Source organism: Polaromonas aquatica (assembly GCF_042659145.1).
Taxonomy (GTDB): domain Bacteria; phylum Pseudomonadota; class Gammaproteobacteria; order Burkholderiales; family Burkholderiaceae_C; genus Polaromonas; species Polaromonas aquatica.
Window position 1 is genome coordinate 1 of sequence record NZ_JBHSRS010000074.1, and the last position, 17047, is coordinate 17047.

11 protein-coding genes and 1 pseudogene are annotated in these 17047 nt (G+C 59.3%); 4 read left to right on the forward strand and 8 right to left on the reverse strand.

Annotated elements, in window-relative coordinates:
- From ACFQND_RS13600 to ACFQND_RS13610, 3 genes and pseudogenes are all read left to right on the forward strand, one after another.
- Positions 1-2251, forward strand: a pseudogene (locus ACFQND_RS13600) (hypothetical protein); the annotation flags it as partial.
- A complete protein-coding gene (locus ACFQND_RS13605) occupies positions 2248-5628 on the forward strand; it encodes a hypothetical protein (protein ID WP_371438299.1) in 3381 nt (1126 codons plus the stop codon). The pseudogene ACFQND_RS13600 and the gene ACFQND_RS13605, both read left to right, overlap by 4 nt.
- A gap of 17 nt (positions 5629-5645) precedes the next feature.
- A complete protein-coding gene (locus ACFQND_RS13610; RefSeq protein WP_371438298.1) occupies positions 5646-6746 on the forward strand; it encodes an OmpA family protein in 1101 nt (366 codons plus the stop codon).
- 82 nt (positions 6747-6828) lie between these two features.
- Here ACFQND_RS13610 and ACFQND_RS13615 read toward each other — a convergent pair whose 3' ends face one another.
- From ACFQND_RS13615 to ACFQND_RS13650, 8 genes are all read right to left on the reverse strand, one after another.
- On the reverse strand, positions 6829-7221 hold the full coding sequence (locus ACFQND_RS13615; RefSeq protein WP_371438297.1) for a RidA family protein: 393 nt from the start codon (positions 7219-7221) through the stop codon (positions 6829-6831).
- Entirely contained in the window at positions 7218-7661 is a 444-nt protein-coding gene (locus ACFQND_RS13620; protein ID WP_371438296.1) for an acyl-CoA thioesterase, read from the reverse strand. Before ACFQND_RS13620 ends, ACFQND_RS13615 begins: the two co-directional genes overlap by 4 nt.
- A complete protein-coding gene (locus tag ACFQND_RS13625) occupies positions 7658-9295 on the reverse strand; it encodes a benzoate-CoA ligase family protein (protein WP_371438295.1) in 1638 nt (545 codons plus the stop codon). Before ACFQND_RS13625 ends, ACFQND_RS13620 begins: the two co-directional genes overlap by 4 nt.
- A complete protein-coding gene (locus ACFQND_RS13630; RefSeq protein WP_371438294.1) occupies positions 9292-10473 on the reverse strand; it encodes an acyl-CoA dehydrogenase family protein in 1182 nt (393 codons plus the stop codon). Before ACFQND_RS13630 ends, ACFQND_RS13625 begins: the two co-directional genes overlap by 4 nt.
- 4 nt (positions 10474-10477) lie before the next feature.
- Positions 10478-11332, reverse strand: coding sequence for an enoyl-CoA hydratase family protein (locus ACFQND_RS13635; protein WP_371438293.1), 855 nt, complete (start codon positions 11330-11332; stop codon positions 10478-10480).
- A complete protein-coding gene (locus ACFQND_RS13640) occupies positions 11329-11814 on the reverse strand; it encodes a MarR family winged helix-turn-helix transcriptional regulator (protein ID WP_371438292.1) in 486 nt (161 codons plus the stop codon). The genes ACFQND_RS13635 and ACFQND_RS13640 overlap by 4 nt, the downstream gene beginning before the upstream one ends.
- Before the next feature lie 35 nt (positions 11815-11849).
- A complete protein-coding gene (locus tag ACFQND_RS13645) occupies positions 11850-14189 on the reverse strand; it encodes a bifunctional salicylyl-CoA 5-hydroxylase/oxidoreductase (RefSeq protein ID WP_371438291.1) in 2340 nt (779 codons plus the stop codon).
- A 143-nt stretch (positions 14190-14332) separates the two neighbouring features.
- Positions 14333-15085, reverse strand: a complete 753-nt coding sequence (locus ACFQND_RS13650; protein ID WP_371438290.1) for a 2OG-Fe dioxygenase family protein — start codon at positions 15083-15085, stop codon at positions 14333-14335.
- Between the two features lie 560 nt (positions 15086-15645).
- Here ACFQND_RS13650 and ACFQND_RS13655 point away from each other — a divergent pair.
- The gene (locus ACFQND_RS13655; protein ID WP_371438289.1) at positions 15646-16842 is read left to right on the forward strand and encodes an EAL and HDOD domain-containing protein; all 1197 of its coding nucleotides are present in this window, start codon (positions 15646-15648) and stop codon (positions 16840-16842) included.
- The last annotated feature ends 205 nt before the right edge of the window (positions 16843-17047 follow it).

Here is a 17047-nt window from a genome sequence, read left to right on the forward strand (position 1 = left end):
ATCGACAACGGTGCTGGGGACGGCTACGACCGGGGCACTCAACGACACCAATCCGGCCAACAACACCGCGACTTTCAGCGTAGGGTCGATTGCCCAAGCGGATGTCACAACCAAAGTGAGCGTTCCCGCAACCGTCTCTGCGAGCGTAGTTGTCTCTGGCACGGTGAGTTTCGGCAACATCGGCTTCTCCCCCGGCCTGAATGTAGGCGGTACCGTTACATTCCCTGTTGGCATTCAAATCCAGGGACTCCCTGCTGGCGCGAACACCACAACGGTGGCAGGCCTGCCGGCTATTGTGTTCCCGAGCAGCATGGCCGGGCTGGGAACTGTGAACCCAAGTGTTACGACCACGTTCACCTATACATTCCGTACGCCGGGACTGACAGGAACGTATTCCGTTACCAGCACTGTCGCAACAACAACGCCTGAGACAAATACCGCAAATAACGTTTCGACAGCAGCCATGACGTTGGGCAGCGTTCCCCGCAATGCTGTGTTGAGCGGCCGCGTATTCCAGGATGTCCAGAAGAACAAGATATTCGACCCGGGCATAGATCTACCGATTGCGAACTTCCGCGTTGAGGTCATTCAGGTGACCGGCTCCGCTACGACCGTGATTGGGTCTGCAACGACGGGGGTGGATGGCCTCTACAGCATCATGGGCTTGCCCCCGGGTACGGGTTATGGCGTCCGCTTCTTCGATGAATCCAGCAATGCCATTTACGGTACGCCATTTAACCAGCAGCTTCTTACCTTGCTGGGGAATACGTCGACCGGAACAAACTCACTGACGACGGCCATCACACCCGGTCCTGCGACGCCGCTTTCTTCCCTGATCGAGAACGTCACCCTGTACGCGGGAGACAATGTCCAGCAGCAGAACCTGCCGCTCGACCCGAGCGGGGTGGTCTACGACTCCGTCTCACGCCAGCCGCTGGCCGGTGCGACTGTCAAGCTTGTGTACGAAGGTCCTGGCGCTTTCAACCCGGCCACGCAGACCTTGGGTGGCACAGATACCGTTTTGACTGGTGCAAACGGGCTGTACCAGTTCTTTTTCCTCAACAATCCGCCCGCAGGCATTTACCGGCTGGATGTGACACCACCAGGCGGTTATGCACCACCGCAGGCCGTGCAAGGTGGCGTTGCACCTGCACAGGGCGTGTTGAATGCTGCCCCCGGCATAACGCTTGTACAGCCACAACCCACGGCGCCGGCGGTGGGCGTTAACGGCGCAGCACCTGTGGTTGGCCTGGTGGGTGGAGTGGGCACGCAGTATTTCCTCCGGTTGCAACTCAACTTCCCGGGCTTTATTGAGGTGGTCAATAACAACATTCCGCTTGATCCTCCAATCGCTTCGGGCGCTTTGCTTGTCAGCAAAACCGGCAACAAAACGGTAGCTGAACTGGGTGATTCCGTGCAATACACCGTACGGATTCGCAATACGACTATGGGATCTATTTCCAATATAAAACTGCAAGACATGCTGCCGGCAGGCTTCCGCTACATCCTCGGCACATCGCGCCTGGCTGGTGTGGCACTAGCCAATCCTGCTGGCGGTGTCGGCAGGGAACTGACCTTCGACATAGGAACCATCGCCGGACAGGCCACCGCCGAGCTGACCTACTTTGTCCGTCTGGGTGTCGGTTCACAGCAGGGCGACGGAATTAACCGCGCAACCGTGGTGTCTCCAGTACGTTCCAATACGGCGCTTTTCAAGGTGAATGTACAAGGCGGCGTATTCAGCAACGAGGGTTGTATTACCGGCAAGGTATATATCGATTGCGACGGCAATGCAATGCAGAACAACTCGGGCGGAAGCCGCGAAATTGGCATACCTGGCGTACGCCTTGTGATGCTGGACGGCAGTTTTATCATCACTGATTCGGAAGGCAAATACAGCGTTTGCGGTGTCAAGTCACAAACCCATGTGGTCAAGGTCGACCGCACTACCTTGCCAAAAGGCTCACGCCTTGTGCCATCAAGCAATCGCAATGCTGGTGTGGGCGACAGCATCTTTGTGGACCTCAAGGGTGGCGAGTTGGCCAGAGCTGATTTCATCGAGGGTTCCTGCAGCCCTGAAGTTCTTGACCAGGTCAAGGCACGTCGTGCGCAAGGTGGTGTGAGCGGGCCTGAAGCAGAGAGAGCGTTGCCCTTGAGAATTGAAAATCGCCCCGGTGAAGTACCGCAGCAGATCCTGCCGGCTACCCGCCAGCAGAACCTCTTCCCCGTTATTCCGGGGGTTGTGCGATGAAACGCATCAAGACCAGCTGTTTTCCCGACGGCGTGATATTGCGCCGCACGCCTATCGCGCTGGCGGTAATGCTGGCACAGGGCTTGGCATTGGCGCAACCTGCGCTCAATACCACGAGTGCGGATGTACCGGAGGCAAAGAGCCTCTTTGAGACGGGCGGCCAGCAGGGGATAGGCCCACGCCCCTTCACGTCATTCCTTGAGCGGTTGTCCTCGCCGGTCAGCAAAATCAGCCTCAAGGTGGAAGGTGAAAACCTGTCCGCTGACGGTGTGAGTGCGACAGAGGTGCAGTTACGCCTCTTTGACAAGGATGCCCAGCGCGTCAATGCCGATGTGGAAGTCACCATTGAGGTCGATGGCGGCGCGCGCGTCCTGATGCCAGGGCGGATGACCTCCGAGTCCGGTGCAGACCGCGGTGATATTGACCGGATCACACCTGGCGTGCAATACGTCGTCAAAAACGGCGCCTTGCAGTTCAAGCTTATCGCGCCTTTCAAGCCCGACCCCGTGACTTTGAAAGTTTCGGTGCGGGGGGTGACCGAAAAAGTAGTGGTTCGTTATGTTCCTGATTTAAGGGAATTCATAGCCGTAGGCCTGATTGAAGGACGCCTGCGCTCGGACAAGTTTGATCCCCGCCAGATCACACCGGTTCGTGAAAATGACGGCTTTGACAATGAGCTAAAGGGCTTCACCAAAGACTTTAACGGCGGCAAGACCAATCTGGGTGCGCGTGCTGCGGTCTACCTGAAAGGCAAGGTCAAGGGCGAGTACCTGCTGACACTGGCCTATGACTCCGACAAGGACACCCGGATAAAGCTGTTCCAGGACATTGATCCGAACGCGTTTTACCCTGTCTACGGTGACTCGAGCGTGCGTGGCGTTGACGCGCAGAGTTCCGGCAAGCTGTATGTGCGGATAGACAACAAGCTCAACTACCTGCTGCTTGGCGACTACACCACGCTTGACAACAATCCCGCACGGACCTTGAGCCAGTACAGCCGCTCATTGCCCGGCGTGCGTGGGCACTACGAAGAAGGCAATGTAACGGCGAATGGGTTCGTTGCCCAGCAATCGTTACGGCAGGTAACCGACGAGTTCCCTGCACGCGGGGTGTCCGGGCCGTATGCCGTGTCCAATCCCAACGGTGTGACGGGAACGGAAAAAATCGAGATACTGACACGGGACAGGTACCGCCCGACTAACATCATCAAGGTCACGCCGGTTTCACGCAACCTGGACTATGAGTTTGAACCTTTCTCGGGGCAAATTCTTTTCCGTGCGCCGGTCCCCAGCTTTGACGATCAGCTTAACCCGGTCTCTATCCGCATCACCTATGAGGTGAACCAGGGCGGCGACAAGTATTTTGTCTATGGTGGGGATGTCCGCCTGAAAATAAGTGAAGGCCTGACTGTTGGTGTCGCTGGTGCAAAGGACGAGAATCCGGCCGCACCGTATGAGGTTGTTGGTGCCAATCTTTCCCTAAAGCTCAGCAAAAACACTGAACTGATTGCAGAGGTGGCACGCACCACCAGTGTCGTCAACACCAATGGCAGTGGTTTTAATACCAATGTCAGTTCCAACTTCGCAGGCAAGTCGGGTCAGTTTGAGGGCAATGCTGCCCGCGTTGAAATTCGTCACGCGGACGATGCCTTGCGCTACAGGGCTTACGGCCTGCGTTCAAGCGCAGACTTCAACAATGCCTCATCCGGCGTCACCGGCGGCAAGACGGAGATGGGCGCTTCCGGTGCCTATCGCGTCAACGAAAAATTGAACGTGACGGGTGAGTTCCTGAGCTCCAAAGACAGCATATCGGGCAGCCTCAACGAGCAGGGTTCCATCGGCCTGGATCTGAAAATTTCGGATCGCCTGACAGTCGGCGGTGGTGTTCGCCGGGTCCAGCAAAACTCTATCAGCCTGACGCAGACAACGGCTGTCAATTGCACCAACAATGCGGCTGGTACAAGCACTGCGCCAGGTGCCATCGCCGGCTACAACACAGGGTACGGCATCAGCCAGGTCGGCAACCAGTCGATTGACCCGGCGACTGGCCTGCCGGTCCTGTGTAATGTCGGCATCAACGCAGCGCCGGGTGCGCCTGCCAGCCTGGAACGCAACTCTGTTTTCGCCCGTGCAGCCTACAAGGTCACCGATGCGCTGACTGTTGACGGTGAGCTCCAGAGTGTGACGGGCACCGATCCTGGCAACCTCTACAGGCTGGGCGCACGGTGGGCGGTCACCGACAGGTTGAATGTTTCGGCAGAAAGCCAGCGTGCGTTCAGCGGCAACGGCTCCAGCCTTTACCGGCTGGGTGCGGACTGGCGTGTGGCGGACAAAACCCGGTTGTACAGCCGCTATGAGCGCAGCACGCAATACAGTGGTGCGTACGGCCTGGGTGTGGGTCCGGTAAGCGGTGCTTTCTCGGTGGGTGTCGATACCCAATACATGGAAGACGGCTCGCTGTACAGCGAATACCGATTGCGCGACTCTGCATCCGGCAAGGAGGTACAACGAGCCCTGGGCCTGCGCAACGGCTGGCGCGTGGCAGAGGGTATCCGCATGACGACCAACCTGGAAAGGCTGGCCAGCACCAGCGGTAATGCAACTTCCGCGGCCGTCGGGCTGGAATATACCGCCAGCCCGATCTGGAAGGGCTCCGGACGTGCGGAGTGGCGTGAAGACATCAACAACACCAACTGGTTGCTCACTGTGGGCGCTGCACGCAAGCTCGACAGCGACTGGACCTTGCTCGCGCGCGAGTACGCCAGCATCATCAAGCCACGCACCGCGTTGGGCACCGATAAACTGCAAAGCCGTTTCCAGGTGGGCTTTGCGTATCGCCCGGTGGACAGCAACAAGTTTGATGCCCTTGGCCTCTATGAGCGCAAGGATGAGCGGGACTCGACGCCTGGAGCGCAGATTGACAGTACGACGGACGTCATCAGTTTCCGTGGCAACTACCACCCTAGCAGGGTCTGGTGGATTTCGGGCCGCTATGCCTACAAGAACGTCAACGAGTTGCTGCTTGGCACCGTGAACGACAGCTACCGTGCCCAGTTGCTAGGCGGCCGTGTTACCTATGACGTAACCAACCGCTGGTCTGTGGGTGCCATATTCTCCAGGCTGCAGGGCACTGGAGGTGATGTGCAGTACGCTTACGGCCTGGAAGTGGGCTACGTGGTGATGGACAACCTGTACGCGACCCTTGGCTACAACTGGCGCGGCTTCAGTTCCTCGGGTACCGCTTCCGGCCTGACCGGCAATGACTACACCAACCGTGGGTGGGTGCTTGGCCTGCGCTACAAGTTTGACGAAGACCTGTTCCGCAAAAACGATCCTGCCAGCAACAAGACGATTGACCCTAACGTGATGAAACCCTAACCCTGATGAGGATGGCCATGACCAACTCAATCGCCCCCCATCATCCTGTTGCCCTGGCGCTTTTTGCCGTCGTGGTACTGGCTGGTTGTTCCTCAGGCGCTACAAGGAATGAAGGCCCCGCTGCCTCTGCCCAGGCTACCGGTCTTGCCCCACAGCAAACGCGGTTTACGGACGAGCGCATACTTTCGGACCGGCAAACCATCGAGGGCGTGCAGCAGCGGCTTCGCAAACTCAACGAGGCCGGTATTCCGCAAAACAGCTACTCGCTGGCAAAGGCACAGTGCTGGCTGGATACGGCCAAAAGCCAGTACCACGAGAATGACCGCACAGGTTATATCGAGGAATCTCTCACCGAGGCCGTGAAAATCGCGCAGTTGCTCGAGGCCGACAAATCGACTCGTGCTGGCTATGACACGCCATTGGTCGCCCGCAGTTCCAAGCTCAGGGATGACCTGTGGGCTCAGCTCAGCAACTTTAAAAACCAGCCGGCATCCATGGCCTGCAATGCCCGCACGGTCGCCTGCGCCGAGGTGCGCCTGGTGCGCGCAGGGCATGCTGACGAGCAAACCGGCTGGCGCCAGGCAACCCCGCACATACAGATGGTGGAGGACGCCTTGCGCACCGCAAAAATTGAAGCCGACAACTGTGCGCAGCCAAAGGCCGGCGTGCCGGTTGCCAGCAGCGTAGCGCTTGCACCTGCTGTTGCCGGCGCCGCAGCGGCAACAAGCAAGGAGACCTATGTCCTGCTCACGGACACATTGTTCAGGTTTGACAAATCAGGCGCAGAAGACATGATTCCGGGCGGCCTGCAGCGACTGGCTGATGTGGCCCAGCGGCTCAAGGCCTACAAGTCCATACAGGCGCTGACTGTGATCGGTTATACGGATCGCCTGGGGTCTGACGAGTACAACGACAAACTGTCGGAGGCGCGTGCAAAAACTGTCCAGGCCCATCTGCAATCACTGGGCGTCAAATCTGCTACCACTGTGGCGCAAGGCAAGGGCAAGCGAGACGCGGTCAGCAAGGACTGCGCTGCCGGCCTCGGCCGCGAGCAACTGATTCAATGCCTGCAATCAGACCGGCGTGTCACGATTGAAGTGACGGGTATTGCCAAATAGGCCGTTCAAGAAAAAGCATAGATACCACAAGGGCAGTCATGCGCTGCCCTTTTTGACGCCAAGTCTGTTTAAGACTGCGCCATCAATCAGGCAACACCGCCGTCACTTCGATCTCGATGCGGGCACGTTCTTCTACCAGTGCCGACACTTCAACACATGTCATGGCCGGGAAATTCTTGCCCATGACTTCGCGGTAAACCCCGCCAAGTTCTTTCAGCCTGGCCACATACTCCACCCGGTCCACCACGTACCAGGTCATGCGTACCATGTGTTCGGGTCCTGCGCCGCCAGCTTTAAGCACGGCGAAAATATTGAGCAGGGCCTGGCGTGTCTGGGCAATGAAGTCATCGCTCTCAAATTCCTGCTTTTCATTCCAGCCAATCTGGCCCCCGACAAATATCAGTGAGCCGCGTGCCAGCACGCCATTGGCGTAGCCCCTGGGTTCAGCCCAGTCTGGAGGTTGGAGTTTTTTCATGGTGTTTCTTGTGAATGGTTTTGGAGATAGGGCTGCAGCGCCTGGCGCAGATCGTCGGGAATGCGGGCAGGCTTGCCATGCGGCAACTCTGAATAAACAAGCACGGAGGCCGCCTTCAGCTTGAGCACCCGGCCTTCACCATGGCGTTGCTCCGGCGCATGAAGTTCATACTGCATGCCCAGGCTTGAGTTGCCCAGCCTGGACAGGCTTAGGCTGATCGTGATTTCGTCGCCATAACGGCACATGCCGACAAACTCGGTTTTCAGGTCCACGATAGGCACACCAAAACCGCGCTGGATGAGCCGGTGCTGGGGGAATCCGATGTGCGCCAGGAAATCTTCCTGGGCTTCATGCAGCAGGTAAAAAAACTGCGGGTAAAAAACGATGCCAGCCGGGTCGCAATGGTGAAAGCGTATTTGCTTGGGCGTGCTGAATATCATGGGGTACGCAATTTGAAACGCTGGAGCTTCCCGGTCTCGGTACGCGGCAGTTTGTCCACAAACTCCACCTGGCGAGGGTATTTGAACGGCGCCAGTGTGGCCTTGACATGGTCCTGCAAGGCCTTGACCGTGGCTGCATCGCCTTCCTGCCCCGGCTTTAAAACAACAAATGCTTTCACGATCATGCCGCGTTCTTCGTCGGGCAAGCCCACCACACCGCATTCCGCCACAGCGGGGTGTTTCAACAAGGCATCTTCAACCTCGGGCCCGCCTACGTTGTAGCCAGCAGTAATGATCATGTCGTCGGCACGCGCCATGTAGAAGAAGTAATCGTCAGCGTCCTGCATGAAGGCGTCGCCCGGGTAGTTCCAGCCATTTTTGACATAGCTGGCTTGCCGTACGTCGTCCAGATATTTGCAGCCGGTAGGCCCCTTGACGGCCAGTTTGCCTATGGTTCCGCGCGGCACTTCCTGTCCCTGGTCGTCAACGACCTTTGCCACATAACCCGGGACGACCTTGCCAATGGCGCCGCGGCGTACATCGCCGGGAACGGTGGAAATGAAAATATGGAACATCTCCGTGGCGCCTATGCCGTCCAGCATGTCAATGCCGGTGGCTTCTTTCCAGAGCTGGCGTGTGGCGTCCGGCAAGGCCTCGCCAGCGCTCACGCAGATGCGCAGCGTTGGCGTGCCATGCGCTTTTGCAAAGGCGGCCATCTGCCTGTAAAAAGTCGGTGCGGTGTAGCAGATTGTTGCGCCGGTCTGGTTGATCAGTTTGACCATCGCCTCCGGCGTGTAGGCAATGGAGGGGAAATACACCGACGCGCCGGCCCACATGGGAAACAGCAGCAAACCTCCCAGGCCGAATGTAAACGCCAGCGGTGGTGAGCCCATCACGATGTCGTCCGGCGTCGCCCTGAGTACATGGCCCGGCCAGGCTTCACATGCCGCCAGCACGTCGCGGTGCGTATGCACGGCGGCTTTGGGTTTGCCTGTGGTGCCTGACGTGAACGCCATCAGGGCAACATCGTCGGCGGCTGTCAGGCAGGGTTTGAATGCCCCATCTTTCCGGGCAGCCAGAACTGCGAGTGACCCCGGCTCGTTCATCAGGTTGAAGGGCACGATGGTCTCAAGAATCTTGCTTTGACCTTTGGCAGTCTGCAACTCGTCCAGCAGCGTGGCGTCGCACAGGGCAAGTTGCGCTTGTGATTTTTCAATCACCTCGGCCAGCTCCTTGGCGCGCAGCAGGGGCATGGTCGCTACTGCAATCAGACCGGCCTTGACAACGCCAAGCCAGGCCAGTGCCATGCCCATGGAGTTGCCGCCGCGCAGCAGCACCCTGTTACCCGGCACCAGGCCGAAATCCTCGGTCAGGACTTGTGCGATGCGATTGATGCGTTCTGCCGCATCTTCATAGGTGAGGGTGATCTTGTCCGAGCGCAGGAACGGCCGGCCAGACAGTCCACGCGCGGTAACTTTGGCCAGCAGTACATCGACCAGGTTCGCCTGGTCCGCCACCTGCAGTCCCGGCAGGTCGTAGCGCATTTCCGCGCGCTGCTCCGCTGGGGGCAACCGGTCATGGACAAAGTGGTCAGCCTGGGCAGACAGGCCGGACGCTGGCAAAGTCTGGTTCATGATTGCAACACCGCCTTCCCGATGATGAGCTGTTGAACTTCTGTTGCGCCTTCGTAGATGCGCAGCGAACGGATGTCCCGGTACAGGCTTTCGACTTTTGTTCCGACCTTGACCCCCAGGCCGCCGTGCATCTGCAGTGCCATATCAATCACGCGTTGTGCGTTTTCGGTGGCCGTCATTTTGGCCATCGCGGCCTCGGCTGTGACTCGCACGCTGCTGCCCAGGCGCTCGCCTTCGTCACGCATCCAGGCGGCGCGGTAAGTCAGCAAGGCTGCGGCATCCACCAGCGCGGCCATCTCGCCGATTTTTGCCTGCGTGAGCTGGAAGTCCGCCAGCGTTTGCCCAAACATCTTCCGTTGCCTGGAGTAACTCACGGCCTCGGCCAGCGCGCGCCGGGCCATGCCCAGCGCCGCGCCGGCCACCGAGGCGCGGAAGATATCCAGCGTCTGCATGGCCAGTTTGAAGCCGCCGTTCAGGGTGCCCAGTTGCGTGTTGCCCGCCAGCTGGCAATTGCTGAACTTCAGCGTTGCCAGTGGGTGCGGTGCCATGACGGCAATGTGTTCGCTGCTGTCCAGGCCCTGGACATCGGCATCCACAATAAATGCCGTGATCCCTCGTGTTCCTGCCGCCGGGTCGGTCTTTGCAAAGGTGACGTAAAAATCGGCAATGCCGCCATTGCTGATCCAGGTCTTGCTGCCCTTGAGTGTCCATCCGTTTGCGGCCTGGCTGGCGGCGGTGCTCATGGCGCCTGCGTCTGAGCCTGCATCGGGTTCGCTTAGCGCAAATGCAGCGATTTTTTCTCCGCTGGCCACCATCGGCAAGTAGGCCGCTTGCTGTTCGGCCGTACCGGCCAGAGTGATCGCGCCGCTACCCAGGCCCTGCATCGCAAATGCAAAATCGGCCAGTGGGGAGTGAAAGGCCAGCGCTTCGCGCAGGATGACCAGCGCCCGGGAGTCGAGTTTTTCCAGTGCGCCGCCAAGTGCGCCGTCCTTGCCGGCGGGCACGCAGTAGCGCAACCACTGGTTGTCACCGAGCAGGCGGACCCACTCCCGGCAGGCCCTGCGGTCATCGCTTTCGTCTATGTGCTGCTCGGGAATCCAGTCGGCCAGTCGCTGGCCCAGGTCGCGGTGAACGCTGTCGAAAAAGGGCAGCGCAAGGTGGGTGGTGCTGGGCTTCATACGCTTAATCACCCAGGAAAACGGGTTTTTGCTTTGCGGCAAATGCCTCGTATGCGCGTGTGAAATCCCTGGTCTGCATGCAGATCGCCTGGGCCTGCGCTTCGGCCTCAATGGCCTGGTCCAGCGTCATGGCCCATTCCTGGTGCAACATGGTTTTGGTCATGCCGTGCGCAAAGGTCGGGCCGCTGGCCAGCTCGTGTGCCAGTTTTTGTGCCTGGTTCAGCAGCTCTGCAGGTTCATGCAGGGCGTTGAAAAATCCCCATTGCAAACCTTCCTGCGCATTCATCGCGCGGCCGGTAAACAGCAGTTCGGATGCACGCCCCTGGCCAATCAGCCGGGGCAGCAGTGCGCAGGCACCCATGTCGGCGCCGGCCAGGCCCACACGCGTGAACAGGAAAGCCGTTTTGGCCTGCGCCGTGCCCAGCCGCATGTCTGCGGCGAGCGCCATCATGGCGCCTGCACCGGCGCAAATGCCGTCTATCGCCGCGATGATGGGTTGCGGGCACAGGCGCATGGACTTGATCAGGTCGCCTGTCATGCGTGTGAACTCCAGCAGTTCGGGCATGGTCATTTTGGTGAGCGGGCCTATGATTTCATGTACGTCCCCGCCTGAACAGAAGTTGCCGCCGGCGCCAGTCAGCACGACTGTTTTTACATCGGTGGCGGTGTTCAGTGCGCGAAACAGGTCGCGCAGTTCGGCATACGAGTCAAAGGTCAACGGGTTTTTGCGTTCGGGCCGGTTCAGGGTCAGCGTGGCGACACCGGCGTCAAAAGCGTAGGCGAAATGTTTGGCCTGGTAGCTGGCCAGCGCATCAAATTGCGCGCGCATGGGGTTTGACTGGCCTATGTAGTGCTTCATGGGGTTTCCGTCTTTTCCTGTTGGTTTGCGTTGTGGTGTTGCTTGACCTTGCCCAGCAGCTTGTGCAGCGACTCGACTTCGCGTTGTGATAACGATTCAAAGGCTGCAACAATCCAGGCTTCGTGCTGGCGTGCCATCTCATCAAATACCTTGCGCCCCCGAGCAGTCAGGCGTACGCGATAGGCCCGACGGTCGCCTTCAACACTCACGCGCTCCACCAGGCCTTCGGTTACCAGCTGGTCGGTGACGCCGGTAACGTTGCCGCCGGTCACCATCATGCGGCGCGACAGCTCGTTCATCTTCAGGCCTTCGGGGTTGCGTTCCAGCTGGGCCATCAGGTCGAAACGCGGCAGCGTGGTGTCGAACTGTTCCCGTAAATGGGTACGTACCTGCTTTTCCACCAGTTGGGTGCAGGTCAGCATGCGCAGCCAGAGCCGCAGGGCTTCCGGGTGTTCGCTGTGGCCTCGCGCTTCCATATCCATGGCGTACTCCTTTTTGCTTGTTATTTGGTTGCTATTTATTTGATAGCTGCTTGCGCGCTGTCCATGGCGGCCAGGAGCTCTTTTTGCTTTGAAATCTCGCGGTAGAGCTGGTCCCGGCCGCTTAAATAGGGTTGCGGCCAGTCCACATGCCGGCTTTGCAGTTTTGCGGCTTCATGCAAGGTCCAGGCCGGGTCAGCCAGGTGTGGGCGTGCGATTGCACACAGGTCGGCGCGGCCTGCGGCAATGATGCTGTTGACATGGTCCACTTCAGAGATGGCGCCCACGGCGATGGTCTGTATGCCCACTTCGTTGCGGATGCGGTCCGCGAAAGGTGTCTGGTACATGCGGCCATACACCGGTTTGGCTGCGCGTGTGGTCTGTCCTGACGACACGTCGATGAAGTCGCAACCCGCTGCCTTGAACAGGCGCGCCATTTCAACTGCATCGTCTGCCGTGTTGCCGCCTGGCGCCCAGTCGTGCGCCGAGATGCGCACGCTCATGGGAAGGTGGGCCGGCCATACGGCGCGCATGGCGCTGAAGACCTCCAGCGGATAGCGGCAGCGGTTTTCCAGGCTGCCGCCATATTCGTCGGTGCGCAGGTTGGTCAGCGGTGTGATAAAGCTCGACAGCAGGTAGCCGTGCGCGCAGTGCAGTTCCAGCCAGTCAAAACCTGCCTCCGCCGCATAACGCGTGGACCGCACGAACTCCGCCTTGATGTTGTCCATGTCCTGCCGAGTCATGGCTTGCGGTATCTGGTTGGTCGGCCCGTAAGCCACCGCGCTGGCGGCCATCAATGGCCAGTTGCCTGCGAGCAGTGGTTCGTCGGGGTCTTCCCAGCCGACCTGGGTTGAACCCTTGGGGCCGCTGTGGCCAAGCTGCATGCCGATCTTTGCGCCCGCGCCCGAGGCGTGGACAAAATCAACAATGCGCTGGAAGGCTGTCATCTGCGTTTTATTCCAGAGGCCCGGGCAGCCTGGGGTGATGCGGCCCTCGGGGCAGGGCGATGTCATCTCGACAAAAACCATGGCAGCGCCGCCCAGGGCACGGGCACCGAGGTGCACCAGGTGAAAGTCCTGGGGCATGCCGTCTATGGCGCTATAGGTGGCCATGGGTGACACAACAATGCGGTTTTTCAGCTGGAGATCGCGCACCTTTAAGGGCAGCAACATGGGCGGCGGTGCGGGTTTGCTGTCAGCCTGTTTGGCCAGCCAGTGTTCGTAACCCTGCAGCCACGACGCGTCACGCACGCGCAGGTTCTCGTGGCTGATGCGCTGCGAGCGGGTCAACAGCGAATAAAAAAACTGTTCGGCCTCCATGCCGCTGTAGCGATCCACGTTTTCAAACCACTCGGTGGAGTTGCGTGCCGCGTTCTGGATTTTCAGCACTTCCACCGAGCGCACGGCTTCATAGGCCTGGAGCGCTTCGTCGGCATCGGTGTTCTGTGCAAAGCAGCGTGACAGTTCAATCGCGTCTTCGAGCGCCAGTTTGGTGCCGCTGCCAATCGAAAAGTGCGCTGTGTGGGCGGCATCGCCCATGAGCACAATCGGTACCTGCCTGCCGCCAATCGACTCGTGGTGCACCCAGCGCTCACACACCACACGCGGAAAGCGTATCCAGATCGCCGAGCCGCGCACATGCGTGGCGTTGTTCATGAGGGCATTGCCGTCCAGGTACTTGGCAAACAGCTTCTCGCAAAAGGCAATGCCGTCTTCCTGGCTCATCTGGTCCAGCCCGTGGGCCTTCCACACGGCTTCCGGTGTTTCGACAATAAAGGTTGACGTGTTGTCGTCAAACTTGTAGGCATGTGCGGCAAACCAGCCGTGCTCCGTCTGCTCGAAAGCAAAGGTAAAAGCATCGAATGTCTTGTGCGTGCCCAGCCAGACAAACCGGCAGGCGCGCAGCTCGACATCGGGTTTGAAGGTGTCGGCGTAACGGTTGCGGATGCGGCTGTTCAGCCCATCGCTGGCGATGACCAGGTCGGCCTGGTACTTCGCTGCAATCGCCTGGTCGTCCTGCACATCGGTTTCAAAGACCAGCTCGACGCCCAGTTCAATGCAGCGCTCCTGCAGGATGTTGAGCAGGCGCTTGCGGCCAATGCCGCAAAAACCGTGACCGCCGGAGCGCACGCTGCGCCCCTTGAAAAACACCTCGACATCGTCCCAGTGGTTAAACGCGTCGCCAATCAGCTGTGCGCTGACCGGGTCGGCGACACGCAGGTTGCCCAGCGTCTGGTCCGACAGCACCACGCCCCAGCCAAAAGTGTCAAATGGGCGGTTGCGCTCGACCACTGTGACCTCGTTCGCCGGGTTCTGCAGCTTCATGAGCAGAGCGAAATACAAACCTGCGGGACCACCGCCCAGACAAAGGATGCGCATGAGGTATGAACTCTCTGGATTAATCTGGCTTTAATTGTTTAGGTTTAAAGTATATTCGTCAAGCGGATTTTTACCAGAGGCCAGAAAAGGCTGTTTTGCGGGCTGGGCGGGAAGACGGTCGCGGCTGGCCGGCGACCGGGGCGTCAGGGGGCCTGGAAACCAGCAGACCGGTAAGTGAGCACCAGGGTGTTGCGGAACCCGCTTTCCGCCTGGTGGTCGTCGGCCGGGAGTATGGCCGTGGTTTCGTGAATCACCCGGGTGTCGTCGAGCAGCAGGGTAGTCAGGGGTTGTTGCATGACAAAACGCACGCCGTGCGGGCCGTGCGCGTCAAATACGCGGGTTTCACCGCCCTTGACGCCTTGCCGGGCCACCAGCATCACCACCACGAAGTTCACGCCGTCGCGGTGCGCGCCTTCCGGTGTGGGGCGTCCCACGCCGCCGGCGGTGTCAATCCGGAACTGGTGGGCTTCTATATACCAGCGCGGAACGGGCTGGACCTGCGCAAATAGTTTGCCGAATGCTGCCAGCAAGGCGGTCCAGGCGGGCGCATTGGCCACTGCGGGTTCCACGGGGTCAAACCAGCGCTCGAAGCCGCCATGCAGCGCGTTGTAGTCGGTGGGTTGCCAGTGCGCGCGGTGCGGCGTTTGCTCAATCGCGCCTGATGGCATGTCCTGAATAAAACAGGCGTGCCGGCGCTTGCGGTAGTGTCCGCCATCCTTGAGGTGGGCGTCCGGCGGCAGGTGGTTCCAGGAGTCGCTTAGGGCGTTCCAGTCCCCGGGCCAGCCCGGCATCGGGAGTTTGAGGGTCGCCGTCAGGTCGGCCGGGTAAAGCAGGCTCAGCCCGTCCTGGCTCAGTGCCTGGTCTGCTGGTTTTTGAACGGTCGCGATATTGAACATCGCCTTATTTTGCTTCAAGCGCGCAGCGGATCCCGCTGTGCAGAGCTGCTGGAGGTGTCCGGCCAGTCCCTTGGCGCTATATTTTTGATAGCTGGCTGCGCTTGTTTTTATTGGGCCAGAGGCCAAAAAGGCCAATGAAAATGGCCTGCTGGGCTCACAAACGGCATTTTTTGCCCTTTTTCTCCAGATTTTCCTGGGTCCGGGCGGTGCTACAGCTGGCCAGGCGCTTCGACTTCCGGGCGAAAACCGTCATGAATCGAGGAAGTTGCACTGTGAGTTTTTTCCGGATCGGGCAAGAAGAGGTGGATTCCCCTGCCTGCTTGCTGGATAGCTTTCGGGGATTTTTCTTAAAGTGGCCGCTGGAAAGGTGCCTGGGGCAGGTGCGTTCCTGTGACTTTTGCAGAAGCCGGGCATAGGGATTCCGAAGATGCAGATGTCCTGGGTGCGCTGGATCTGTTTTTACCCATTGGAGGCCCCAAGAACGTACTGGCTCACATTCGGGTGGTGCAAATAAGCTGCTTGAAGGCGATCCGGTTCCTGCAACCTAACCCTGATGCTTGATGCCTGAAAACAAATACCTTGCGCGAGCCCCTCTGCTTGATCCCCAGCAGCAGGTCAAAGGATACAAACTCGCATGGCAAAAAGCAGCCGCCGATGATGTGGCCAGCGAAGCCGACACGGCCCAGCTCCTGCAACTGGTCGCTGAACGTGTCGCTGCGGCTGAATTGGGTTTGCTATTTCTGGATGCAAGGCTTTCGGCCCTGTCCTCCGGGGCGTTGAACGCTTTGCCGCCCAAAACGACAGTACTGATGCTGCCTCAGGAAGACGTGGGCGATGCCGAAGCCCTGCCGCTGGCGGTCTCGTTGCGCGAACAGGGGTTTGGCCTGGCGCTGTGCGGCGCGGACCCGGCCTGCATGAGCGCCGAGGAGGCGCCACTTTCTTTCCTGACGCATTTTGAGGTTTCCCTGGCGCAGCCGGGACTGCCTGAATTGATAAGCCAGGCCAAATATGCGAAGCCGCCGTTTTCCCTGTTGGTGCAGGGCATTCCGGACTGGCAGGCATTTGACGCCTGTGCCGCCCTGGGACTGAACGGATTTTTTGGAAATCTTTGTCTGGTGCCCCGCAAGCCCGGCCAGGTGAAAGCCATGAGCCCGCAAACGGTGCTGCTTTTGCAGTTGATGCAAATGGTTCAGGAAAACGTCGATATCCGCCATCTGGAAAAGGTACTGAAACGCGATCCCGCGCTTTCATACAAGCTGTTTCGGTACATCAATTCCGCCAGCTTCGGCATTGAGGTGGAAATACAGTCGCTACGCCATGCAGTGGCCATGCTGGGTTACAAGCCCTTGTTCCGCTGGCTCTCGGTGCTGCTGGCGCTGACCAGCACGGAAGGATTCTCTCCGGCGCTGCTACAGGCGGCAATTGTCCGCGGGCGATTCGCCGAATTGCTGGGCCAGGGACTGCTGTCCAAAGGCGAGGCCGAAAACCTGTTTGTAGTAGGCATGTTTTCTCTGCTGGACCAATTGCTGGGTGTCCCGATTCAGGAGGTGTTCAAGCAGATACTGTTGCCGGATGCGATAGCGCAGGCCCTGCTGACGCGGGGGGGGGTGTACGGGCCTTTCCTGTCCCTGGCCGAGGCGTGCGAACAGCCGCACGATGGCGCATCAAAGTTCGCAGACGCCCTGTTCATGACAAGTACACGCGTGAACCAGGCGCATCTGTCAGCGCTTGCGTGGGCGCAGAACCTCAAGCTCTGAGCCGGCATTTCCCGCCGACTGCCCGAGCCTCGTGCTGGCCGGGAATGCCAAAAGGAAGAGGCCTTTTCGAACGTTTTTCAATGTATGGCAAGAGGCCTGGGCTGTGTACATTGAAGCGTGTGTCTCCGCATGGCACACGATGTGCCGATGAAAAACCTAACCAATCACCTGCTGCAATGAAATTCGTGCCTTTCGTCTTGAACGT